Source organism: Mycobacterium sp. ACS4054 (assembly GCF_001667275.1).
Taxonomy (GTDB): domain Bacteria; phylum Actinomycetota; class Actinomycetes; order Mycobacteriales; family Mycobacteriaceae; genus Mycobacterium.
Window position 1 is genome coordinate 31423 of the sequence record NZ_LZHV01000070.1, and the last position, 23197, is coordinate 54619.

22 protein-coding genes are annotated in these 23197 nt (G+C 71.0%); 11 read left to right on the forward strand and 11 right to left on the reverse strand.

Annotated elements, in window-relative coordinates:
• Nucleotides 1–23: 23 nt before the first annotated feature.
• A complete protein-coding gene (locus A5730_RS22080; RefSeq protein WP_067905323.1) occupies nt 24–1052 on the reverse strand; it encodes a zinc-binding dehydrogenase in 1029 nt (342 codons plus the stop codon).
• Nucleotides 1053–1092: 40 nt separating this feature from the next.
• Here A5730_RS22080 and A5730_RS22085 point away from each other — a divergent pair, with 40 nt between their 5' ends.
• Entirely contained in the window at nt 1093–1659 is a 567-nt protein-coding gene (locus A5730_RS22085) for a TetR/AcrR family transcriptional regulator (RefSeq protein WP_067905325.1), read from the forward strand.
• 136 nt (nt 1660–1795) lie between these two features.
• Here A5730_RS22085 and nadC read toward each other — a convergent pair whose 3' ends face one another.
• The 3 genes from nadC to nadA are packed head-to-tail and all read right to left on the reverse strand — an operon-like array spanning nt 1796 to nt 5264.
• Nucleotides 1796–2647: a carboxylating nicotinate-nucleotide diphosphorylase gene (nadC, locus tag A5730_RS22090; protein ID WP_067905326.1), complete on the reverse strand. Its 852-nt coding sequence runs from the start codon at nt 2645–2647 to the stop codon at nt 1796–1798.
• Nucleotides 2647–4218, reverse strand: a complete 1572-nt coding sequence (locus tag A5730_RS22095; protein ID WP_067905328.1) for an L-aspartate oxidase — start codon at nt 4216–4218, stop codon at nt 2647–2649. Before A5730_RS22095 ends, nadC begins: the two co-directional genes overlap by 1 nt.
• Complete coding sequence (nadA, locus tag A5730_RS22100; RefSeq protein WP_067905330.1) at nt 4215–5264, reverse strand: quinolinate synthase NadA; 1050 nt, start codon at nt 5262–5264, stop codon at nt 4215–4217. Before nadA ends, A5730_RS22095 begins: the two co-directional genes overlap by 4 nt.
• Before the next feature lie 46 nt (nt 5265–5310).
• Between nadA and A5730_RS22105 the strand changes: the two genes are divergently transcribed.
• Nucleotides 5311–6021, forward strand: coding sequence for an NUDIX domain-containing protein (locus tag A5730_RS22105; protein WP_067905332.1), 711 nt, complete (start codon nt 5311–5313; stop codon nt 6019–6021).
• 187 nt (nt 6022–6208) lie between these two features.
• On the forward strand, nt 6209–7549 hold the full coding sequence (locus A5730_RS22110) for a lipase family protein (RefSeq protein ID WP_067905334.1): 1341 nt from the start codon (nt 6209–6211) through the stop codon (nt 7547–7549).
• Here A5730_RS22110 and A5730_RS22115 read toward each other — a convergent pair.
• The 3 genes from A5730_RS22115 to bioB are packed head-to-tail and all read right to left on the reverse strand — an operon-like array spanning nt 7544 to nt 9443.
• Nucleotides 7544–8170 (reverse strand): DUF2567 domain-containing protein, encoded by a 627-nt coding sequence (locus tag A5730_RS22115; protein ID WP_067905336.1) that lies wholly within the window; start codon nt 8168–8170, stop codon nt 7544–7546. The genes A5730_RS22110 and A5730_RS22115 overlap by 6 nt on opposite strands.
• Entirely contained in the window at nt 8167–8394 is a 228-nt protein-coding gene (locus A5730_RS22120) for a hypothetical protein (protein WP_067905412.1), read from the reverse strand. Before A5730_RS22120 ends, A5730_RS22115 begins: the two co-directional genes overlap by 4 nt.
• Nucleotides 8395–8408: 14 nt before the next feature.
• Entirely contained in the window at nt 8409–9443 is a 1035-nt protein-coding gene (gene bioB, locus A5730_RS22125; RefSeq protein ID WP_067905338.1) for a biotin synthase BioB, read from the reverse strand.
• Between the two features lie 130 nt (nt 9444–9573).
• On the opposite strand from bioB, the gene A5730_RS25025 reads away from it, so the two are divergent.
• From A5730_RS25025 to A5730_RS22140, 4 genes are all read left to right on the forward strand, one after another.
• Nucleotides 9574–9744: a hypothetical protein gene (locus tag A5730_RS25025; RefSeq protein WP_197506317.1), complete on the forward strand. Its 171-nt coding sequence runs from the start codon at nt 9574–9576 to the stop codon at nt 9742–9744.
• Between the two features lie 88 nt (nt 9745–9832).
• Nucleotides 9833–11677 carry a hypothetical protein gene (locus A5730_RS22130; protein ID WP_067905340.1) on the forward strand — a complete coding sequence of 615 codons (1845 nt, stop codon included), beginning with the start codon at nt 9833–9835 and terminating at the stop codon, nt 11675–11677.
• 3 nt (nt 11678–11680) lie between these two features.
• Nucleotides 11681–12043: a hypothetical protein gene (locus A5730_RS22135; RefSeq protein ID WP_067905342.1), complete on the forward strand. Its 363-nt coding sequence runs from the start codon at nt 11681–11683 to the stop codon at nt 12041–12043.
• Nucleotides 12044–12111: 68 nt separating this feature from the next.
• Nucleotides 12112–13398 (forward strand): hypothetical protein, encoded by a 1287-nt coding sequence (locus tag A5730_RS22140; RefSeq protein ID WP_369829910.1) that lies wholly within the window; start codon nt 12112–12114, stop codon nt 13396–13398.
• On the opposite strand, the gene A5730_RS22145 is transcribed toward A5730_RS22140, so the two are convergent.
• Genes A5730_RS22145 through A5730_RS22160 form a run of 4 tightly spaced genes read right to left on the reverse strand, consistent with a single transcriptional unit; the run spans nt 13395 to nt 17050 of the window.
• Nucleotides 13395–13904: a 2'-5' RNA ligase family protein gene (locus A5730_RS22145; RefSeq protein WP_067905347.1), complete on the reverse strand. Its 510-nt coding sequence runs from the start codon at nt 13902–13904 to the stop codon at nt 13395–13397. The two genes, A5730_RS22140 and A5730_RS22145, sit on opposite strands and share 4 nt — an antisense overlap.
• On the reverse strand, nt 13904–14584 hold the full coding sequence (bioD, locus tag A5730_RS22150) for a dethiobiotin synthase (protein WP_067905349.1): 681 nt from the start codon (nt 14582–14584) through the stop codon (nt 13904–13906). Before bioD ends, A5730_RS22145 begins: the two co-directional genes overlap by 1 nt.
• A complete protein-coding gene (locus A5730_RS22155; RefSeq protein ID WP_067905351.1) occupies nt 14581–15729 on the reverse strand; it encodes an 8-amino-7-oxononanoate synthase in 1149 nt (382 codons plus the stop codon). The genes bioD and A5730_RS22155 overlap by 4 nt, the downstream gene beginning before the upstream one ends.
• A gap of 4 nt (nt 15730–15733) precedes the next feature.
• Nucleotides 15734–17050, reverse strand: coding sequence for an adenosylmethionine--8-amino-7-oxononanoate transaminase (locus tag A5730_RS22160; RefSeq protein WP_067905353.1), 1317 nt, complete (start codon nt 17048–17050; stop codon nt 15734–15736).
• 62 nt (nt 17051–17112) lie between these two features.
• On the opposite strand from A5730_RS22160, the gene A5730_RS22165 reads away from it, so the two are divergent.
• The 4 genes from A5730_RS22165 (at nt 17113) to glgX (ending at nt 23196) form a co-directional block, all read left to right on the forward strand.
• On the forward strand, nt 17113–17547 hold the full coding sequence (locus tag A5730_RS22165; RefSeq protein WP_067905355.1) for a hypothetical protein: 435 nt from the start codon (nt 17113–17115) through the stop codon (nt 17545–17547).
• 319 nt (nt 17548–17866) lie between these two features.
• Complete coding sequence (gene ripD, locus A5730_RS22170) at nt 17867–18727, forward strand: NlpC/P60 family peptidoglycan-binding protein RipD (protein ID WP_067905357.1); 861 nt, start codon at nt 17867–17869, stop codon at nt 18725–18727.
• An 88-nt stretch (nt 18728–18815) separates the two neighbouring features.
• Nucleotides 18816–20969: an acyltransferase family protein gene (locus A5730_RS22175; protein ID WP_067905358.1), complete on the forward strand. Its 2154-nt coding sequence runs from the start codon at nt 18816–18818 to the stop codon at nt 20967–20969.
• A gap of 34 nt (nt 20970–21003) precedes the next feature.
• Nucleotides 21004–23196, forward strand: a complete 2193-nt coding sequence (glgX, locus tag A5730_RS22180) for a glycogen debranching protein GlgX (RefSeq protein ID WP_067905360.1) — start codon at nt 21004–21006, stop codon at nt 23194–23196.
• The last annotated feature ends 1 nt before the right edge of the window (nt 23197 follow it).

Below are 23197 nucleotides of genomic sequence, written 5' to 3' on the forward strand. Positions count from 1 at the left end.
GCCGTAAACGCACACTCAAGCCACTACGCCCGGGTGAAGACCGTCTTGCCGGTCATCGCCGGCCAGGCCGAGGGGGCGTCTTCCCAGGCGACGACGCGGTCGACGGCCGGCGCCACGTTCAGGCCGCCCGCCAGCAGGTCGAGCACCCGCGGGATGACCGTGCGCGCGCTGACGCGTCCGGTGACGAACCGCACGCCGCGCGAGTACATCGGCAGCAACGGCATCTCGACCCGGTATTCGAAGTAGATGCCGGTATCGGTGCACACGCCGTCCGGCCAGGTCGCCCGCAGCGTCGCCGCCAGCAGGGCCGGATCGCTGGTGGTGTGCACGGTGACCGGGTAAGCGCCCCACGACTTGTCGGGTTTGGCGGCGTCGTGGACCACCGCGCCGAGCTTCTCGGCGGCGGCCAGCCGCAGCGGGTCGGTGTCGACGTAGTCGACGTGGGCGCCCAGCGCCGCGGCGATCGCCGCCGAATACAGGCCGATCGACAGCCGTCCGAGCACGAGGACGCGGCGATCGACCGGGTCGAGCGCGTCCAGCTCGGCACCGAACGGCCCGACGGTGCGCCAGCCGTCGGGGATGTTGTCCGACAGGGACGCGACCGACACGGGGTCGACGCCGTCGGGCAGCGGGATCAGCATCGCGTCGGCGTACGGGACCAGCACCAGATCGGACATGAAGCCGCCACCATCCAGGCCGGCGATCGGCGCCATCCCGTAGGCCGCCATGAACGGCACGGCGCTGCACGAACCGGTGACACCGCGGCGGCATTCGCGGCATTCCCCGCAGTTGATCTGGAACGGCACCACGACGCGGTCGCCGACCCGGGCGCCCCTGACGGCGTCGCCGACGGCGACGACCTCGGCCAATCCCTCGTGGCCCACCGCGTACCCCGGCGGCAGCGGTAGCCGCCCGTTGCACACCGCGACGTCGAGGTCGCAACACGCCACGGCCAGCGGGCGGACCAACGCCTGCTCGGGCGCACTCAGCTGGGGTTCGGGCACCTCCCGCCACGCGTACCGCCCGGTGTCTTCGTATGTCAGCTGCCTCATCTCTGCATTCTTGAGTGATCATTCAAGTAAAGTCAATAGCATGCCGAGACCGGATCGCAGCCGCACCGCGTTGATCGAGAAGGCCGCCACCCTGTTCCGCCGGCAGGGCTACGCTGCGACCGGCCTGAATCAGATCCTCGAGGAGGCCGGGGTCAAGCCCGGTTCGCTGTATCACCACTTCCCGCGGGGCAAGCAGCAGTTGGCCGCGGCGGTCGTCGAGACCGAAGGGACGGGCATCGAGCAATTGCTGCGCCGGTTTCTGGCGACGGGCCGGCCGCCGGCCGACATCGTCGATCGCTGGATCGACCTGCTGGCGGCGGGGTTGGCCGGTGACCGGCGCGACGGCTGCCCGATCGAGCCGATCGCCACCGAGTCGGTGAACGCGAGCCCGCTGGTGCGCGAGGCGTCGGCGCGCGCCTTCGGCGGCTGGTGCGCGGCGGTCGAGGAGCGGCTGCGCTCCGACGGCTGGGCCGAGCACGAGGCCAAACGGGTTGCGCTGGCGGTGATCTCGCTGATCGAGGGGGCGCTGATCCTGTCCCGGACCTCCGGTGACGCGGGCGCGCTGGACGCGGCCAAGCCGGCGGCGCGCACGCTGCTGTCCGGCTAGTGTGCGCGCCACCGGCCTTGCGAGTGCGCTGACGGCTTCGCGAGTGCTCTGAGGGCGGGGATTTCGCGATTTTTCCGCCCCGGACGCACGCTCAAGGCCCCAGGCGCACACTCGACGCGCAGCGCGGCGGTAAGCCCTACATGTCCAGGCCGACGTCCAGCGCGCGCACCGAATGCGTGAGCGCGCCGACGGCCAGGTAGTCCACCCCGGTGGCGGCGTACGTGGCGGCGTTGTCGAGGCTGAGCCCGCCGGAGGACTCCAGCAGGACGGCGGGGGCCCGGGCGTCGCGGCGCTGCACGGCCATCTGCGTCTGCCACACCGGGAAGTTGTCCAGCAGGACCAGTTCCGGCTTTTCGGCCAGCACCTCGTCCAGCTGCTCGAGGGAGTCCACCTCGACCTCGCACGGCAGCTCCGGGGCCGCGTCCCGCACCGCCCGCAGCGCGTCGACCACCGAGCCGGCGGCCACCACGTGGTTGTCCTTGATCAGCGCCGCATCCCCCAGCCCCAGCCGGTGGTTGACGCCCCCGCCGACCCGGACCGCGTACTTCTGCAGGGCGCGCAGCCCGGGCAGGGTCTTGCGGGTGTCGCGGACCTTGGCCTTGGTGCCGTCCACGGCCGCCACCCAGGCCGCCGTCGTGGTGGCGATGCCGGACAAGTGGCAGACCAGGTTCAGCATGGTCCGCTCGGCGGTCAACAGGCCGCGGGTGTCCGCGCGCACGGTCAGCACCGGCTCGCCCGGCTGCAGCCGGGCGCCGTCGTCGACGCGATGCAGCACGTCGTAGCCCCCGGCGAGGACGGCGTCGAGGACCAGCAGCGCGACCTCGACGCCGGCGATCACGCCCGGCTCCCGGGGCACCATCGACGCGGTGGCCGCCGCGCCGGCGGGCACCGTCGCCAGCGTGGTGACGTCGGGCCCGTAACGCAGGTCCTCTTCCAGCGCGCGCCGGATGGTGTCCTGGGCGGCGCTGCGTTCCTCGGGCTGCATCATCAGCCCACCGCCGCCAGCGCCTCCACCAGCACCTGGTCGTCGGCCAGTCGCAGCACGCTGCTGCGGGCCTGCTCCGGCGCCGGGCCCGGGTACTCGGCGCGGTGGTGGCAGCCGCGGCTCTCGCTGCGGGCCAGGGCCGCTGCGGTCACCGCGCGCGCAGCCACCGTCAGCGCGACGTCCTCGAAGTCGCGGCGGCCCGCGATGGCGCGGGCGGGCGCCCCGGACAGCGTGTCGGACAGCCGGTTCAGCCCCGCGGCGTCGCGCACCACCGAGGCGTCGCGGCTCATCGCGGCCTGCAAATCGGCGCGCCGCGGGGCGGTGTGCACGCTCGGCTCGGGCGCGGTCGCCCGGACGCGCCCCGCCGCCACCGCGTGCGCGGCCGCGGCCTTGCCGGCCCGCCCCCCGACCACCAGGCCTTCCAGCAGGCTGTTGGACGCCAGCCGGTTCGCGCCGTGCATGCCGGTGCGCGCCACCTCGCCGGCGGCGAACAGCCCCGGCAGCTCGGTCTGCCCGTGCACGTCGGTGACGACGCCGCCGCAGCTGTAATGCGCCCCGGGCACGACCGGGATGGGTTGGCGGACCGGGTCGATGCCGGCGGCCCGGCACGCGGCGGTCACGGTCGGGAAGCGGGCCGCGAAGCCCTCGATGCCGCGCGCGTCCAGGAAGACGCACGGGTCGCCGGTGGCCTTCAGCCGCGCGTCGATGGCGGCCGCGACGACGTCCCGCGGCGCCAGGTCGCCCATCGGGTGAACACCCGCGGTGACCGAATTGCCTTGCCGGTCAACCAGTATCGCGCCCTCGCCGCGGATGGCCTCGGTCACCAGCGGGCGGCGCCCGCCGGCCCCGCCGCCGTAGAGCATCGTCGGGTGGAACTGGATGAACTCGAGGTCGCTGACCGCGACACCGGCCCACAGCGCCAGGGCGATGCCGTCGCCGGTGGAGCCTTCGGGGTTGGTGGTCGCGGCGTAGAGATGGCCGAGCCCGCCGGAGGCCAGGATCACCGCGGGCGCGCTGATGATGCCGTACCCGTCGGGGTTGCCGACCGCGACGCCGGTCACGGCGATGCCGTCGTGCAACACGCACAGGGCGACGTGGCTGGTGCGGATGTCGAGCAGCCGGGCGGCGTGGTCGAGCGCGCGCTGCACCTCGGCGCCGGTGGCGTCCCCGCCCGCGTGCACGATCCGCCGGCGCGAGTGGCCGCCCTCCCGCGTCACGTCCCAGCGGCCGGGCACCGCCTCGTCGAATCGCGCTCCGGCACCGACCAATTCGGACACCGCGAGGTAGCCGTCGGCGACGATCGAGGTCACCGCGTCGGGATCGCAGAGGCCGGCGCCCGCGGTCACGGTGTCGGCGACGTGGGCCTCAACGGAGTCGTCGTTGTCGGGCAGGACCACCGCGATGCCGCCCTGCGCGTAGTGGGTGGCGGTCACCCCGCGCACCTGGTCGGCCTTGCTCAGCACGACGACGCTGCGGCCGGCGCGGTGGGCGGCCAGCGCCGCGGCCAGACCCGCCACGCCGGTACCGATGACGACGACGTCGGCGCTGTGCGTCCAGGCCGGCCGGACGATCATTCGCCGCCGCCCGGTTGACCGATTGCGATCATGCGCTGCACGCTGCGCCGGCCCGCGGCGGCAATGTCGGGGTCGACGTCGACCTCGTCGGCGCCCTCGACCAGGCAGCGCAGCAGCGCCGCGGGCGTGATCATCTTCATGTACTTGCACGACGCGCGGTCGTTCACCGCGCGGAAGTCGACTTGCGGTGCGGCCCGGCGCAATTGGTGCAGCATGCCGACCTCGGTGGCGACCAGCACCTTGCGGGCCCGGGTGTGGTGCGCGGCGTCCAGCATGCCGCCGGTGGACAGGATCTTGACCCGGTCGGCTGGGAAGGCGCCCTCGCCGGCGAGGTACAAAGCCGAAGTGGCGCAACCACATTCGGGGTGCACGTACAGGTCGGCGTCTGGGTTGGCCCGGGCCTGCTCGGACAGCTCGTCGCCGTTGATCCCGGCGTGGACGTGGCATTCGCCGGCCCACACGTGCATGTTCGTCCGGCCGGTCATCCGGCGCACGTGCGCTCCGAGGAACTGGTCCGGGCAGAACAAGACCTCACGGTCGGGGTCGATCGAGTTCACCACGTCCACGGCGTTGGACGATGTGCAGCAGATGTCGGTGAGCGCCTTCACCGCGGCGGTGGTGTTGACGTAGGAGACGACGACGGCGCCGGGGTGCTCGTCCTTCCAGGCGCGCAGTTCGTCGGCGGTGATCGAGTCGGCCAGCGAGCAGCCCGCCCGCTGGTCGGGGATGAGCACCGTCTTCTCGGGGCTCAGGATCTTGGCGGTCTCGGCCATGAAGTGCACGCCGCAGAACACGATCGTGTCCTCGGGCGCCTCGGCGGCGATCCGGGACAGCGCGAGCGAGTCGCCGACGTGGTCGGCGACGTCCTGGATGGCGGGCAGCTGGTAGTTGTGCGCGAGCACGGTGGCGCCGCGCAGCTTGGCCAGGCGGCGGATCTCGGCGGCCCATTGCTCGTCGCCGTCCACGCCGGCGTAGCCCGTGGGCGAATTGGTGACGTCGGCCATCATGTCTTCGGCGAGCGTGTCCATGCGATTGATAACCGTCACGGCGGCTCCTTTCAGCCCGACAGGTTTTCGACTTATAATCGAAAACATGGGCCATACTAGCACTGAACACGAGGTACTTGCGGTCGTGTTTCAGGTTCGCCAGGTAACGGCAGCGCCGCGAAGACAGAAACCGCAGCTGAACGTGCTGTTATGGCAACGCGCCAAAGATCCGCAGAAGGGCGCCTGGTCGCTGCCCGGCGGGCGGCTGCGCAACGACGAGGACATGACCACCTCGGTGCTGCGCCAGCTGGCCGAAAAGGTGGACCTCAAAGAGCTGGCCCACCTCGAGCAGCTGGCGGTGTTCTCCGATCCGCAGCGGGTGCCGGGCAACCGGGTGATCGCCTCGACCTTCCTGGGCCTGGTGCCCTCCCCCGCCACCCCGGAACTGCCGCCGGACACCCGCTGGCACCCGGTGAATTCGCTGCCCCCGATGGCGTTCGACCACGGCCCGATGGTGGAGCACGCCCGCACCAGGCTGGTCGCCAAGATGTCGTACACCAATATCGGATTCGCCTTGGCGCCAAAGGAATTCGCCCTTTCAACGCTGCGTGACATCTACGGCGCCGCGCTGGGTTACCAGGTCGACGCGACCAACCTGCAACGGGTGCTGGCCCGCCGCGGGGTAATCACGGCGACCGGCACCATCGCGCAGTCCGGGCGCAGCGGCGGGCGGCCGGCGGCCCTCTACCACTTCACCGACTCGAGGCTGCGGGTCACCGACGAATTCGCCGCGCTGCGGCCGCCGGGCCAGATTTGACGACCGGGGGCCGCCGCCGCCACCAGTAGACTGGACCGGAGGTCTTCCGGGGGACGCGAGTGAAGGCGACACGAGTGGCGCGTCTTACGTGCGGGCACTAAGACGAAGTCGCTCACACACGGCGATTACGTTTTGGCTACCTGCCGTTGGTGCGCGAGAATGCCGGATGGCCTAGAAGGGAGCCTCAATGGCTGAGCTCGGCAATCTGGCAGGCACGCATGGCGCGGAGTGGATCGCCCGGCCGCCGCACGAGGAACTGCAGCGCAAAGTCCGCCCGCTGCTGCCCTCCGACGACCCGTTCTACCAGCCGCCACTCGGCTTCCAGCACGCCGAGCCCGGGACGGTGCTCCGCTCCCGCGACGTCGAGCTCGCCTTCCTGGGGCTGATCCCGCAGCCGATCAAGGCCGTCCAGCTGCTCTACCGGACGATGGACATGCACGGCGAGCCCGAGGCGGCGGCGACCACGGTGATCGTCCCCGCCGAACTCGCCCCGGAACGGCCCTGCCCGCTGCTGTCCTACCAGTGCGCGATCGACGCGGTCTCGTCGCGTTGCTTCCCGTCCTACGCGCTGCGCCGCCGGGCGAAGGCCCTCGGATCGATCGGCCAGTTCGAGCTGTTTCTGATCGCCGCCGCGGTGGCCGAGGGCTGGGCCGTCTCGGTGCCCGACCACGAGGGGCTGCGCGGGCTGTGGGGCGCGCCGTACGAACCCGGCTACCGGGTCCTCGACGGCATCCGGGCCGCTCTGGGCTCGGAACGCCTCGGGCTGTCGCCGGCGGCGCCGATCGGGCTGTGGGGCTACTCCGGCGGCGGCCTGGCCAGCGCCTGGGCGGCCGAGATGTGCGCCGACTACGCGCCCGAACTGGACGTCGTCGGGGCGGTGCTGGGATCGCCCGTCGGCGACCTGGGCAACACCTTCCGCAGGCTCAACGGCAGTTTCCTGTCGGGTCTGCCGGCGCTGGTGGTGGCCGCGCTCGCCCACATCTACCCCGAGCTGGACCGGGTGATCAAGGAGCACAGCAACGAGGAGGGCCGCGCCCTGCTCGAGTCGCTGGAGAAGATGACCACCGTGGAGGCGGTCGTCCGGATGGCCGGCAAGAACATGGGCGACTACCTCGACGAGCCGCTCGAGACCATCCTGTCGACGCCCGAGGTCACGCACGTCTTCGAGAGCATCAAGCTGGGCGCCGCCGTGCCGACGCCGCCGGTGTTGATCGTGCAGGCCGTCCACGACTACCTGATCGACGTCAACGACATCGACGTGCTCGCCGACGCCTACTCGGCCGGCGGCGCCCGGGTCACCTACCACCGGGACGCGTTCAACGAGCACATGCTGCTGCACCCGCTGTCGGCGCCGATGACGCTGCGCTGGCTCACCGACCGGTTCGACGGCAGGCCGCTGACCGAGCACCTGATCCGCACCACCTGGCCCACGATGTTCCATCCGATGACCTACGTCGGGATGGCGCGGCTGGCCAAGATCGCGGCCAAGGTCGTCTTCGGCCGCAGCATTCACCGCCGCCCGCTATGACACGGCCGCTTCGGCGGCGCCCCCTCCAGCCACCGGCAGCGCGGCGGACGAGCCCGCCGGCAGGACCCCCAGGTCGTCGCGGGCGTCCGCGGCCGCGAACACCGCATACACCAGCGCCGCGATAGCGGCCGGCCACAGCAGCGTAAGCGCCACCTGCAGCGGGTGGTCCGCGAAGAACACCGGGGGCGCCTGCACGACGTAGGCCACCGACGGCCCCTTGGCCAGCGGCACCGCGTCGAAGTTCAACGCGCCGAAGCGGATCCGGACCAGCGCCGCCCCGACCGCCGTCGCGGTCGCGGCCGCGGTCACCATGCCGGCCGTGAGCGCGACGACCATCCCCGGGCCGCGGTGCGCGCGCCACTGCCACGCCAGCACCGGCGCCACCACCCCCAACACGGTCAGCAAACCCAGCATCAGGCTCGGCGCGTCGAAGAAGTGCTGCGACTCGGTGCCGAGATAGTCGTGGACCCGTTCGCCGGCCCGCGTCATGGCGACCACGGCGCGGATCGGCGGGGCGATCCACGCCCAAAGCCCACCGAGCACCGCGCCGGCCCCGACCGACCCCAGGCCGGCGGCGGCGGCGGCGCGCCGGCGCGACCGACCGGCCGTGGCCCCGGTCACCGCCGGTCCTCGAGGTCGACGGAGTCAACCTGACCGTGCCGCGAGCACCGCGCCCGCCAGCCATCGGGGCGCACCTGGACCACCATCCGGCGCCCGCATTCCGCACAGAACCGCGGCGGCTCCAGACCCAGCTGCGCCGCCGTCGGCATCGCGGTGCCCCCCAATTCGCCGGTGTAGACGTTGTAGACGCCGGCGCTGACCGGAGCCCCCAGATCCCCAACCACGGTTTCCACGCTTCTTACAGGGTGGCGTTGAGCGCCTTGATGGGCATCTGCAGGTCGTCGAGCAGTTCCAGATCGGCCTCGGCCGGCCGGCCGAGTGTGGTCAGGTAGTTCCCGACGATTACGGCGTTGATGCCGCCCAGGATGCCCTTCTTGGCGCCCAGGTCGCCCAGCGTGATCTCGCGGCCCCCGGCGAACCGCAGCATCGCGCGCGGCAGGGCCAGCCGGAACGCGGCCACCGACTTCAGCGCCTCGGCCACCGGCAGCACCTCCAGGTCGCCGAACGGCGTGCCTGGGCGCGGGTTGAGGAAGTTCAACGGCACCTCGTCGGGGCCCAGCTCGGCCAGCTCGGCGGCGAACTCCGCGCGCTGCTCGAGCGTCTCGCCCATGCCCAGGATGCCGCCGCAGCACACCTCCATCCCGGCGTCGCGCACCATCGACAGGGTCTGCCAGCGCTCTTCCCAGGTGTGGGTGGTGACGACGTTGGTGAAGAACGAGCGGGCGGTCTCCAGGTTGTGGTTGTAGCGGTGCACGCCCATCTCGGCGAGCTGCTCGACCTGCTCGGCGGTCAGCATCCCCAGCGAGCAGGCGATGTTGATCTCGACCTCGTTGCGGATCGCCTCGATGCCGGCCGCGACCTGGGCCATCAGCCGCTCGTCGGGCCCGCGCACGGCGGCCACGATGCAGAACTCGGTGGCGCCCGACTTGGCGGTCTGCTTGGCGGCCTCGACCAGGCTGGGGATGTCCAGCCGGGCGCTGCGCACCGGGGAGGCGAACAGCCCCGACTGCGAGCAGAAATGGCAGTCCTCGGGACAGCCGCCGGTTTTCAGGCTGATGATGCCCTCGACCTCGACCTCGGGTCCGCACCAGCGCATCCGCACCTCGTGGGCCAGCTCGAGCAGGTCGTCGAGCCGGTCGTCGGGCAGCTGCAGCACCCGCAGCACCTGGTCCCGAGTCAGTCCCTCGCCGCGCTCGAGCACCTGTTCACGGGCCACGGCCAGGATGTCCGCGTCGTTGGCGCCGGTCACCGGTCGAGTTGCCGCTTGAGTCACCAGTACTCCCCTGCATCGTCGGGCGCCGCGCGCGCGACCCCCTGCCCCACGGTCGTGGTGGCCTGGATAAAAGTGTTCAAAGTAGGGTAACGGCCGCAGTACATGCCGTCCGCCGGGGTATCTCACCACCATGACCGATCCGCACGTCACCTATGTGGCCCACCACATGATCCTGCTGGCGATCCCGGCGTTCCTACCGGCGATCATCGTCGTCGGCGTGATCCTGTACGTCGCGCTGAAAGACCGCCGCTCCCCCGGCGAGTCGGACGATGCCGGGAGCCGGACCGACGAAAATCGGTGATTGATCGGCCCCTGATTTGGGCATTCCGCTTCGTGCGAGCTGCATCACAGCTCGCCAGGCGGTCGGGCGCTGTTGGGAGGGTTTGACGATGAAATCGGCGGAGCTCACTTTCGTTGCCGAGGCACCGGCGCGCGGCGCCGGCCTGAACCAGGTGATCGGGCTGTCAGTCGCGGCGGTCGTGATCGCGGCGGCCATGCTGTGGGTCGGCTACGCCCACCGCACGCACCGCATCGCGTGGCTGACCCGGCTGGCCGACAAGCTCGGCGAGAAGTTCCACCGGCCCAATTGGGTGGCGCTGCCGGTCCTGATCTTCACCACGTTCATCATCTGCGCCCTGTTCGGGTTCATCTGGGACGTCAGCTGGCACATCGGCAACGGACGCGACCCCGGCCCGCTGGCCAACCCCGCGCACTACTTCATCATCATCGGGCTGTTCGGCATCTTCGTCGGCGGCATGGTCTCGGTCGTGCTGCCGTTCGACAAGCCGGGTCCCGCGGCGGTGCGCATCACCCGCAACTGGTACGCGCCGGTCGGCGGCCTGCTGATGGCCGGCTGCGGCATGTACGCGATGATCGGGTTCCCGCTCGACGACATCTGGCACCGGATCTTCGGCCAAGACGTGACCCTTTGGGGCCCAACGCATTTGATGATGATCGGCGGGGCGTGTTTCTCGCTCTTCTCGGTGCTGATGCTGGAGCGCGAGGGCGAGGCGCACGACGCCGAGGAGGTCACCCACGGCGCGTTCATCACCTTCCTGCGTTACCTGTCCTTCGGCGGGTTGTTCATCGGCCTGTCCGTCTATCAGATCGAATTCGACTTCGGGGTCCCGCAGTTCCGGCTGGTGTTTCAGCCGATGCTGATCGCCGCGGCGTCCGCGCTGGCGGCCGTCGCCGCCCGCCTCACGATGGGGCGCGGCGCGGCGATCATCGCGGCGGTGTTCGCCATCGCGCTGCGGGGCGCGGTGGCGGTGGTGGTCGGTCCGATCCTGGGGGCCCCGATCAACTGGTTCCCGCTGTACCTGGGTCCCGCCCTCGTCGTCGAGCTGGTGGCGCTGACCCCGTTGATCAAGCGCCCGCTGGTGTTCGGCGCCGTCTCCGGCCTCGCCGTGGCCACGGTGGGACTGTGGCTGGAATCGCTGTGGATCGGCGCGGTGTACCACTACCCGTGGCCGACCAGCATGTGGGGCGAGGCGCTGGCGATGGCGGTGCCGGTGGCCGTCCTGATTGGGATGTGCGGGGCGATGTTCGGCATGGTCCTCACCGGCGAGCGCCTGCCGGGTCGCCGGCTGGGCATCTCCGTCGTCGCGCTGACGGTGCTGGTGATCGGCGTGACGGTGGCCAACGGCCTGCACATCACCGTGCCGAGCAAGAACACCGCCACGGTGACGCTGACAGATCTGCCGAGCCCCGCGGGCCAACGCATGGTGTCGGCCGACGTGATGCTCCCCCCGACGACCATGATCAGCGACCAACCGGACTGGCTGACGATCCTGTCCTGGCAGGGGCGGATGCAGAACGACCGCGGCCTGATGATCGACAAGCTCGCCAAGGTCGGCCCAGGGCACTACAAGTCCACGCAGCCGGTCCCGGTGTGGGGTGATTGGAAGACGCTGTTGCGGGTGCAGGACGGCCGCACCATGACGGCCGTGCCGATCTACGAGCCGGCCGACGACGCCATCCCGGCGCCCGAGGTCCCCGCGCTCGCGTCCAGCACGCGGCCGTTCGTCCTGGAGGTCACCATCCTGCAGCGCGAACGCGACCAGAGTGCGCCGGCCTGGCTGTTCACCGCCGGCGGGATCGTGGTGCTGTTCCTGACGCTGATGGTGATCACCGCCCTGACCTGGGGCGCCGGCCGGATCAACAACTACGACAACCTCCCGAAGCGGCCCGAGGAACAAAGGCACGCCGTGCCCGGCACCCCCAGGGCGGCGTGATCGATGGGAATGCGTAGCGCCCTGGCCGCGGCGTGGGTGGCGATCCTGGCGTGGGCGCTGATCGCCTGCGGCGGTTCGCATCAGCAGGCCCCGGCCGCGGGCCCGACGGTCGACGTCACCATCGCCAAGGGGCAGGTGACGCCCACCAACGCCACGCTGCAGGCCAAGGTGCACCAGCAGATCACCCTGCGCGTGACCAGTGACGCCGCCGACGAGCTGCACGTGCACTCGACGCCCGACCACAAGTTCCCGGTGGCCGCGGCGCCCAACCAAACCTTCCAGTTCGCCGTCGACGTACCCGGCAACGTCGAGGTGGAGCTGCACCACCTGGACCGCACGATCGCGACCATCCAAGTCCAACCGTGACCGCCCGCGGCGCGACCGCGGTACTCGCACACGGGCTCGGCGGATCCGGCGACCTTCCGGTGCCGTACATGTACGCGATGGTCGGCGCGGCGTGGGCGCTGACGTTCACCTTCGCGCTGGTCGCCTTCGCGTGGCGGCGGCCGCGGTTCGATCCGGGCAAGCCGGGCCGCCCGCTGCCTTCGGCGGTCACCGCCGTCGTCGACGCCCGGGCGACGCGGTGGACGGCGGCCGTGCTGGGTCTGGTGTTCGCGGCATGGGCGGTGGCGGCCGGGGTGTGGGGTCCGCGGTCGGAGACCAACGCCCTGCTCGGCGTGTTCTACGTGCTGCTGTGGGTCGGGCTGGTGGCGCTGTCGCTGCTGTTCGGGCCCGTCTGGCGGGTCCTCTCGCCGATGCGGACGGTGTACCTGCTGCTGCGCCGCGGCACGCCGGAGCGCCTGCGCTCCCCGCGGCTGTCCTATCCCGAAAGCTGGGGCTACCGCCCGGCCGCGCTGGGCCTGTTCGCGTTCGTCTGGATGGAACTGGCCAGCCCGAACCCGGCTGCACTGCCGTGGGTGCGGGCGTGGCTGGCCGGATACGCCGTGGTCATGCTGGTGGGCGCCTGGTTGTGCGGCCAGCGCTGGCTGGCCCGGGCCGACCCGTTCGGGGTGTACAGCATGGCGGTGTCGCGCCTGTCGCCGTTTCGCCGCAACCCCGACACCGGGCGCATCGTCGTCGGGAACCCCCTCGACCATCTGCCGTCGCTGCCCGTGCGCCCCGGCGTGGTCATGGTGCTCGCGGTGCTGCTCGGGTCCACGGCGTTCGACAGTTTCTCGTCGTCGCCGACGTGGCGCGGCTTCGCCGACCGGGCCTCCCGCGGCATCGGCCTGGCGCCGGCCGCGTCGTCGTCGCTGCTGCGGACCCTCGGGCTGATCGTCTTCATTTCGGTTGTGGCCGTGACCTTTTCGCTTGCCGCGCGCGCGACGGGCGGCGTCGACTCCGAGCGGCGCCGCGCGCTGCCGGGCCAGCTGGCGCATTCCCTGATCCCGATCGTGGTGGGCTACATCTTCGCCCACTACCTGACCTACCTCGTCGAACGCGGGCAACAGGCCGTGATCGCGCTGGCCGACCCGTTCGGCCGCGGCTGGGGCGGGCTGGCGCACCAGCAGGTGGCCTACGTGCTGTCCACCCATCCGCCGGTGCTGGCCGGGATCAAGGTGGCCTGCGTGGTGACCGGCCACATCCTCGCGGTGATCGCCGCCCACGACAAGGCCCTGCGGCTGCTGCCGAGCGGCCACCAGCTCACCGGGCAGCTGACGATGATGCTGGTCATGGTCGGCTACACCTTCACCGGGCTGTACCTGCTGTTCGGCGGCTAGCCGATCAGGTGGTCGGCCTTCTTCTCGCCGTTCCAATGCCGCAGGGCGGCGAAGCTGCCCTCGATGAGCGGGGGGCGCCCCGCGATGCGCAGCGCGCGGCTCAGCGCCGGTCCGCCGACGCGGCGGGCCAGCGTGACGTGCGGCGTCCACTGGCCGGGCAGGCTGGTGGGCGCCGGCGCGGGGGCCAGGTGCTCGCCGGCCAGCCGGTGCACCTCGGCGTGGAACTCGAGCAACTCGGCGCTCGGCACGACGAGCCGGGCCAGGATCGCGTTGGAACGCCCGAGCAGCAACGACGCGCCGACCCCGCAGCCCAGCGGCAACCGCCCGGTCAGCGGGCCCAGCGCGGCGTCGGCCTCGTCGGCGATGCGGTCGGCCACCGCGAGCGTGACGTGTGGCCGCCCGGCCGGCGCCTGGCTGGGAATGCCGGCGTCGGCCAGGGCGTCCCACAGCCCGCGGATGGTCGCCTCGGTCTCGCCGTCGAAGAGCAGCTCGATGGAATGCACCATCAGCGGACCAGCGCGGTGACCCAGTCGCGGTCGAACGCCGCGGCGCTCATCTCCGCGAACTGTGCGGCGCCCATCGAGCCGGCGCCCGCCGGCAACGCGGCCCGCACCGCACCCAGCCGGGCCAGGGCGGAGCGGTTCGACGTTTCCACCGGCCCGGGGTTGCCCGGCCAGCTCCCGATGACCAGGCCCGCGCACGAAACATTGTGCGCGGCAAGCGCTTCCAGAGTGAGCGCGGTGTGGTTGAGGGTGCCCAGTTCCGCGCTGACCGCGACCAGCGCCGCGGCCCCCAGCTGGACGGCAAGGTCGCGCAGGGTGACACCCGCGGCGGCGAGCTCGACCAGCAGCCCGCCGGCGCCCTCGACCAGCGTCAGCCGCCCCGGGCGGTCCAGGCCGGCGACCAGCCGCAGCAACTCGTCGCCGGTCGGCAGGGCCGCGCCCGCCCGCTCGGCCGCGGCGGCCGGCGCCAGGGGTTGCGGGTAGCGGGCCAGCCCGGCCAGCTGGGTGACGCCGGACAGCCGGGCGACCTCGGCCAGGTCGTCGTCACCGGAGGCGGTGCCGGTCTGGACCGGCTTGCACACCGCCACATCGACGCCGGCCCGGTGGGCGTGACAGGCCAGGGCGGCGGTGACGACGGTCTTGCCGACCCCGGTGCCCGTCCCCGTGACGACCAGGACGGTCAAGGGCGCGCCACAGCGAGCACGTCGGCGAGCACCCGCCGGGCGATGTCGAGTTCGGCGGCGTCCAGCGACGCGCGCGCGGTCAACCGCAACCGCGACGTCCCGGCGGGCACGGTCGGGGGCCGGAAGCAGCCCACCTTCACACCGGCGTCCAGGCATGCGATCGCGGCGGCCAGCGCCACCTCGGGGTCCCCCAGGATCACCGACACCACCGCCGACTGCGGGGCCACGGGGACGCCGCAGGCGTCGGCCAGGACGCGGGCGTGCCGCAGCACGGCCTCGGGTCGCCAGGGTTCGGCCCGCAGCACGTTCAGCGCGGACCGCGCGGCGCCCACCGCCGCGGGCGCCAGGCCGGTGTCGAAGATGAACGTCCGGGCCGCGTCGATCAGGTGGGCCCGCACCGCCGCCGGACCGAGCACCACGCCGCCCTGGCTGCCCAGCGCCTTGGACAGCGTCGTGGTCATCACCACATCGGGGGCGCCCGCCAGCCCGAGCTCGTGCAGCAGCCCGCGCCCGGCGCCGCGCACGCCCAGCCCGTGCGCCTCGTCGACGAGCAGCAGCGCGCGGTGGCGGCGGCACACCTCATGCAGCTCGCGCAGCGGCGCCAGGGCGCCGTCGGCGCTGAAGACCGACTCGGTGATGACGACGGCGCGCTCCTCGTCGCGTCCGGCGAGGGCCGCCTCCACGGCGTCGACGTCGCGGTGTCCGGTGACGGCCACGCGGGCCCGCGACAGCCGGCAGGCGTCGACCAGGGATGCGTGCGAAAGCGCGTCGGACACCAGCAGCGAACCCCGGCCCGACAGGCCGACGACCGCGCCGAGGTTGGCCGCGTAGCCCGACGAGAACAGCAATCCCGAAGCGGCGCCGACGTATTCGGCGAGCTCGGCCTCGAATTGCTGGTGCAGTTCGGTGTCGCCGGTGACCAGGCGCGAGCCGGTGGCCCCGGCGCCCCACATGCGCAGCGCCGCGATGCCGCCCTCGATCACGTCGGGGTGTTGGGACAGGCCGAGGTAGTCGTTGGACGCCAGATCGAGCTCCGTCGCGACGGCGGGGCGCGGTCGCAGCGAGCGACGCAGCCCGGCCTCGCGGCGCTGCTTCTCCACCGCCTCCAGCCAGGCCAGCGGGGAAGTCTCGATCGGCGCTTTCATCGCCCTAAAGACTACGAGAGCCGGTGAGCCGGGCCACCTCGACCATCGCCGAGGTGATCTGGGCGATCTCGGCGGCCGAGCAGATGTAGGGCGGCATCGCGTAGACGAGGTTGCGGAACGGGCGCAGCCAGACGCCGCGATCCAGCGCGGCCGGGGTGGCGACGGCCAGGTCGACGGGGTGGTCGCACTCGATGACGCCGATCGCCCCACGCACCCGCACGTCGGTCACGCCGGGCAGCGCCCGGGCGGGTTCGAGCCCGGCGTCCAGCCCGGCGGCGATCTCGCCGACCCGCGCGCGCCAGTCCTGGCCCAGCAGCAGCTCGACGCTGGCCACGGACACGGCGCAGGCCAGCGGGTTGGCCATGAAGGTGGGCCCGTGCATCAGCGCGCCGGCCTCGCCGGCGCTGATGGTGTGCGCGATGTCGGCGGTGCACAGCGTGGCCGCGAGCGTGACGTACCCGCCGGTCAGCGCCTTGCCTACGCACATGATGTCCGGGCTCACCCCGGCGTGTTCGGCCGCGAACAGCTCGCCGGTGCGGCCGAAGCCGGTGGCGATCTCGTCGAAGATGAGCAGCACGTCGTGCCGGTGGCAGAACTCGCGCAGGTCGCGCAGGTAGCGGGGGTCGTGGAAGCGCATCCCGCCCGCGCCCTGCACGACGGGCTCGACGACGACGGCGGCCAGCTCGTCGGCGTGCGCCGCCAGTTGGTGTTCGAACGCCGCGCTGTAGGCGGGGTCGTAGTCGCGCGGCACCTGCGGGGCGAACACCTGGCGGGCCAGGATGTCGGTCCACAGCGAGTGCATGCCGCCGTCGGGGTCGCAGACGCTCATCGGGGTGAAGGTGTCGCCGTGGTAGCCGCCCCGCCAGGTCATCAGCCGGTGCTTGGCGGGGCGGTCGCGGCTGCGCCAGTACTGCAGCGCCATCTTGACGGCGACCTCGACCGACACCGACCCCGAGTCGCTGAAGAACACGGTGTCCAGGCCCGGCGGGGTGATCTGCACCAGCAGCTGCGCCAGCCGCGCGGCCGGTTCGTGGGTGAGCCCACCGAACATGACGTGGTTCATCGTGGCCAGCTGGGCGATCAGCGCCGCGTCCAGGGCCGGGTGGCCGTGTCCGTGGATGGCGGTCCACCAGGAGCTCATCGCGTCGAGCGCCTCGATCGGCTCGCCGTCCCGGATCAGGGTCAGCCGGGCGCCCCGGGCGGCGACCGCCACCACCGGCGCGACGGCCTCACGACCGATGGTGCTGTAGGGGTGCCAGACGTGCGCAGCGTCGATCGCGCTGATCTGCTCGGGCGTCAACCCGGCCCTCGCCGCAGGCATAGTGATCGAGGGTAAAGCAGCCGGGTCGCATAAATTCCGGCCATCGGGGAGCATGGGAGCCGATGGCTACGCCGCATCCGCCGGGCAATCCCGCCGCGGACACCGATTCCCCGCTGGTCGACTACGACGACGAAGCCCCGCGGGTCATTCGGGTGCGGCTGGCCGCGTGGGACGTCGTCTGCACCGTCGCCCTGTTGGCCCTGCTCATCGTCCTGGCCACCGCGACGACCTGGCCCACCCGGCTGTTCGGCTTCCTCGACCACGTGTGCGCCGACGAGACCTGCGGGCCGGTGCCGTTCGGGGTCGACTACTACATCCGCCCGGTGGTGTGGGGCGGCATCGGCGCGGCGATCGCCGCCGCCGTCGTCGGCCCGATCGTTTCCATCCTGAAGGGCTGGTTCATGTCCTTCTGGCCGGTGCTGGCCCTGACGTTGCTGATGGTCAGCTCCGTCGCCGGCTCGATCCTGACGACCTTCAGCGAACGCTATTGGATGTAGGCGCACCGCCGCCGCGGCCCGGGCCTCGCCGCTTTCACTGAGACCCAAATCACAACGGCGCACACGGAATTGGGTCACCCAGTCACCGTCCGGTCACGTTACGACAAAAAATCCCCCGGCGGCCTGGCGGCTACTAACTTCTGTTGTCAGAGTGGCTTTAGTGACTGATGTGAAACAGGGGCATTGACCCGCTGCCACATCCGCAAGCGTCATGCAGCGGCGTCGGCCCCAACGTGGGGGTCCCGCCCGGGTCATGAACAGGCGGCGGAGGCGTGAAGTCACCGCGCCGAGGCCCGTGAGCCCCTGAGAGGCCAGAACAATGAAACGCATCTACGCCTTCGCGATCGGTTTGGCGATGCTCGCGGCGCCGGTGGCGGCTCCGCTGATCGCGTCCGCCGACCCGGGCACCCGGCCGATGGACTACCAGCAGGCCACCGACGTGGTGATCGCGCGCGGGCTCTCGCAGCGCGGCGTGCCGTTCTCCTGGGCCGGCGGCGGCATCAACGGGCCCACCCGTGGCACCGGGACAGGCATCAACACCGTCGGGTTCGACGCCTCCGGCCTGATGCAGTACGCCTACGCCGGCGCCGGCATCAAGCTGCCGCGTTCGTCCGGGGCGATCTACCGCGTCGGCCAGAAGATCCTGCCCCAGCAGGCACGCAAGGGCGACCTGATCTTCTACGGCCCCGAGGGCACGCAGAGCGTGGCGATGTACCTGGGCAACAACCAGATGCTCGAGGTCGGCGACGTCGTCCAGGTGTCGCCGGTGCGCGCCAACGGCATGACGCCGTACATGGTCCGCGTCCTCGGCGCCGACTCGGCGCCGGCCCAGGCGCTGCCGCAGCAGGTCCCGGCGCAGCTGCCGGCACAGCAAGCCCCGCTGCAACAGCCCCCGCTCCAGCAACTGCCCACCGCGCAGGCGCCCACGGCGCAGGCCCCGCTGCAGCAAGCGCCCGTGCAGCAGCCGGCGACGCCGCAGGCACCGGTGCAGCAGGCGCCGTTGCACCAGCAGTCCGCGCTGGCCCCGCTGCAACAAGCGCCGGTGCAGCAGGCCCCCGCGCCGCAGGCGCCGCTGTGGCAGCCGCCGATCCAGCAAGCGCCGGTGCAGCGGGCCCCGGTGCAGCTGCTGCCGCCCCAGCAATCTCCGTTCCTGCCCCCGGCCCCCGGCACCGCCCGGTAAATTCCCGGCACCGCCCGGGACTCCCGAACGCCGCCACCTGCTCCTACCCGGGAGCGGGTGGCGGTTTTCGGTAAATTAGCTGGCAACCATGCCGACCGTGTCACCGCCTTCCACACCGGTCGCGACCGCGGAACCGGTCGCGAAGGGAGCGCGTGGCGCGGGGTTCTATCGCTACGACCTCGACGGCCTGCGCGGCATCGCGATCGCCCTGGTCGCGGTGTTCCACATCTGGTTCGGCCGGGTCTCCGGCGGGGTCGACGTGTTCCTGGCGCTGTCGGGATTCTTCTTCGGCGGCAAGATCATTCGCGCGGCGCTGAACCCGGCGGTCACCCTGTCGCCGGTGGCGGAGCTGACCCGGCTCGTCCGCCGTCTGGTCCCCGCCCTGGTCGTGGTGCTGGCGGGCTGCGCCGTCCTGACGATCCTGGTGCAGCCGGAGACCCGCTGGGAGACGTTCGCGGACCAGAGCCTCGCCAGCCTCGGCTACTACCAGAACTGGGAGCTGGCCAACACCGCGTCGGACTACCTGCGCGCGGGTGAAGCCGTCAGCCCGCTGCAGCACATCTGGTCGATGTCGGTGCAGGGCCAGTTCTACGTCGGCTTCCTGCTGGTGATCGCGGGGTCCGCGTACCTGTTCCGGCGCCCGTTGGGCAAGCACCTGCGCACCCTGGTCCTGGTGCTGCTGACCGCGCTGACGGTGGCCTCGTTCGTCTACGCGATCGTGGCGCATCAGAACGACCAGGCCGCCGCCTACTACAACAGCTTCGCGCGCGGCTGGGAGCTGCTGCTCGGCGCGCTGGTCGGTGCGCTGGTGCCGGCCATCCGGTGGCCGATGTGGATACGGACGGTGGTGGCCACCGCCGCGCTGGCCGCGATCGTGTCCTGCGGGGCCCTGATCGACGGCGTGCAGGAGTTTCCCGGCCCGTGGGCGCTGGTCCCCGTCGGGGCCACCATGCTGATGATCCTCGCCGGGGCCAACCTGCGGGGCGCCCCCGCCGGCGGCCGGCTGCCGCTGCCGAACCGGCTGCTGGCGGCCCCGCCGCTGGTGGCGCTGGGCGCAATGGCGTACTCGCTGTACCTGTGGCACTGGCCGCTGCTGATCTTCTGGCTGTCGTTCACCGGACACCGGCACGCCGGCTTCGTCGAGGGCGCGGCGGTGCTGCTGGTCTCGGGCCTGCTGGCGCACCTGACCACCCGGCTCGTCGAGGATCCCCTGCGGTACCGCACCGCCGGGCGGTCACCGGCGCCCGCGCCCGCGTGGCTGGCGCGCCTGCCCCGGCCCACGGTGGCGCTGGGCACCGCCATCGTGCTGCTCGGGGTGACGCTGACCGCCACGTCGTTCACCTGGCGTCAGCACGTCACGGTGCTGCGGGCCGCGGGCAAGGAACTCAGCGTGCTCAATCCGCAGGACTACCCCGGGGCGCGCGCCCTGACCGAACGGCTGCGGGTGCCCGCGTTGCCGATGCGGCCCAGCGTGCTGGAGGTCAAGGAGGACCTGCCGACCTCCACCCGCGACGGTTGCATCAGCGACTTCGTCAACCCGGCGGTGGTGGTGTGCACCTACGGCGACGTCGCCGCCGAACGCACCATCGCGCTGGCGGGCGGCTCACACGCCGAACACTGGCTGCCCGCGCTGGAGCTGCTGGGCAGGATGCACCACTTCAAGGTGGTTACGTACCTCAAGATGGGCTGCCCGCTGTCCACCGAGGAAGTCCCGTTGATCATGGGCAACAACGCCGCCTACCCGCAGTGCCGGCAGTGGGTGGAACAGACCATGGCCAAGGTCATCGCCGACCGCCCCGATTACGTGTTCACCACGACCACCCGGCCGTGGAACATCAAGCCCGGCGACGTGATGCCGGCCACCTACATCGGAATCTGGCAACGCTTCTCCGACAACAACATTCCGATCCTCGGCATGCGCGACACCCCATGGCTGGTGAAGAACGGCCAGCCGTTCGACCCGGCGGACTGCCTGGCCAAGAAGCAGGGCAATCCCCAGTCGTGCGCGGTCAAGCGGTCCGACGTGTTGTCCGACCGCAATCAGACCCTCGACTTCGTCACCCAGTTCCCGCTGCTGAAGGTGCTCGACATGTCGGACGCGATCTGCCGCGCCGACGTGTGCCGCCCCGTCGAAGGAAACGTGCTGATCTACCACGGGGCCCATCACCTCACCCCCACGTACGTGCGGACCATGGTGGGCGAATTGGGCCGCCAGATCGCGGCCAATACCGGTTGGTGGTGACGCGCCCCGCGCCGCCGAGCGCGGATAAGGTCAGATGGTGCCGACCAACGATCACGCTTCAGAAACAGGCGTAGCTGGTAACCAACAGCCGAGACTGGCCACCGTCTGGCCGGGCAACCCCTACCCGCTGGGCGCCTCCTATGACGGCGCGGGGACCAACTTCTCGTTGTTCTCCGAGATAGCCGAGAAGGTCGAGTTGTGTCTGATCGACGACGCGGGCGCGGAGTCGCGGATTCCCCTCGACGAGGTCGACGGCTTTGTCTGGCATGCCTATCTGCCGAACATCACCCCGGGCCAGCGCTACGGCTTCCGCGTGTACGGGCCGTTCGACCCGGCCGCCGGCCACCGGTGCGACCCGAGCAAGCTGCTGCTCGACCCGTACGGCAAGGCCTTTCACGGCGACTTCACGTTCGGCCAGGCGTTGTTCTCCTACGACCTCAAGGCCGTCGGCCCCGACGGCGACAACGCCGACCCCGGGACGCCGCCGATGGTCGACTCGCTGGGCCACACCATGACCAGCGTGGTGAGCAACCCCTTCTTCGACTGGGGCTCGGACCGGTCGCCGCTCACCCCGTACCACGAGACGGTGATCTACGAGGCCCACGTGAAGGGCATGACGCAGACCCATCCGGGCATTCCCGAGGAACTCCGCGGCACCTACGCCGGGCTGGCACACCCCGTGGTGATCGATCACCTGAAGTCCCTCAACGTCACCGCGCTGGAGCTGATGCCGGTGCACCAATTCATGCACGACTCGCGGCTGCTGGACCTGGGACTGCGAAACTATTGGGGCTACAACACCTTCGGATACTTCGCCCCGCACAACCAGTACGCGGCCAACCGCACCTCCAGCGTCGCGGAGTTCAAATCCATGGTGCGCAGCCTGCACGAGGCCAACATCGAGGTCATCCTCGACGTGGTGTACAACCACACCGCCGAGGGCAACCATCTGGGGCCCACCATCAACTTCCGTGGCATCGACAACGCTGCGTACTACCGGCTCGTCGACACCGATCTGCGGCTCTACAAGGACTACACCGGCACCGGCAACAGCCTCAACCCGCGTCACCCGCACGTGCTGCAGCTGATCATGGACTCGCTGCGCTACTGGGTGACCGAGATGCACGTCGACGGCTTCCGGTTCGACCTGGCCGCCACGCTCGCCCGCGAGCTGCACGACGTCGACCGGCTGAGCGCCTTTTTCGACCTGGTGCAGCAAGATCCGATCGTCAGCCAGGTCAAATTGATCGCCGAGCCGTGGGACGTGGGCGAGGGCGGCTATCAAGTCGGCAATTTCCCGGGTTTGTGGACGGAGTGGAACGGGAAGTATCGCGATACTGTGCGTGACTACTGGCGGGGCGAGCCCGCAACCCTGGGCGAGTTCGCTTCCCGGCTGACCGGGTCGTCGGACCTGTACGAGGCGACCGGCCGGCGTCCCAGCGCCAGCATCAACTTCGTCACCGCCCACGACGGGTTCACGCTGAATGACCTGGTTTCCTACAACGAAAAGCACAACCTGGCCAACGGCGAGGACAACCGCGACGGCGAAAGCCACAACCGCTCGTGGAACTGCGGCGTCGAGGGACCGACCGACGACCCGGAGATCATGGCGCTGCGCCGGCGCCAGATGCGCAACTTCTGGGCGACCCTGATGCTCAGTCAGGGCACGCCGATGATCGCGCACGGCGACGAACTGGGCCGCACCCAGAACGGCAACAACAACGTGTACTGCCAGGACTCCGAATTGTCTTGGATGGATTGGTCATTGGTCGACAAGAATGCCGACCTGCTGGCCTTCGCGCGCAAGGTCACCGCGCTGCGCAAAAACCATCCGGTGTTCCGCCGGCGCCGGTTCTTCGAGGGCGAGCCGATCCGAACCGGCGAAGAGGTCCGCGACATTGCCTGGCTGAACCCGAGCAGCCGGGAGATGACGCACGAGGACTGGGGCGAAAGCATTCACAAGTGTGTGGCGGTGTTCCTCAACGGCGAGGCCATCACCGCACCCAACGCACGCGGTGAACGGGTGGTCGACGACTCATTCCTGTTGTGCTTCAACGCCGGTGGGGAGCCGGTGGAGTTCGTGATGCCGAACGACGACTATGCGCAGGAGTGGACCGTGGAACTGGACACCAATCACCCGGCGGGTGACGCCGACCAGCAGGTGAACGCCGAAGAGAAGGTCTCGCTGCCCGGGCGCTCCCTTCTGGTCTTACGTAAGACCATGTGAC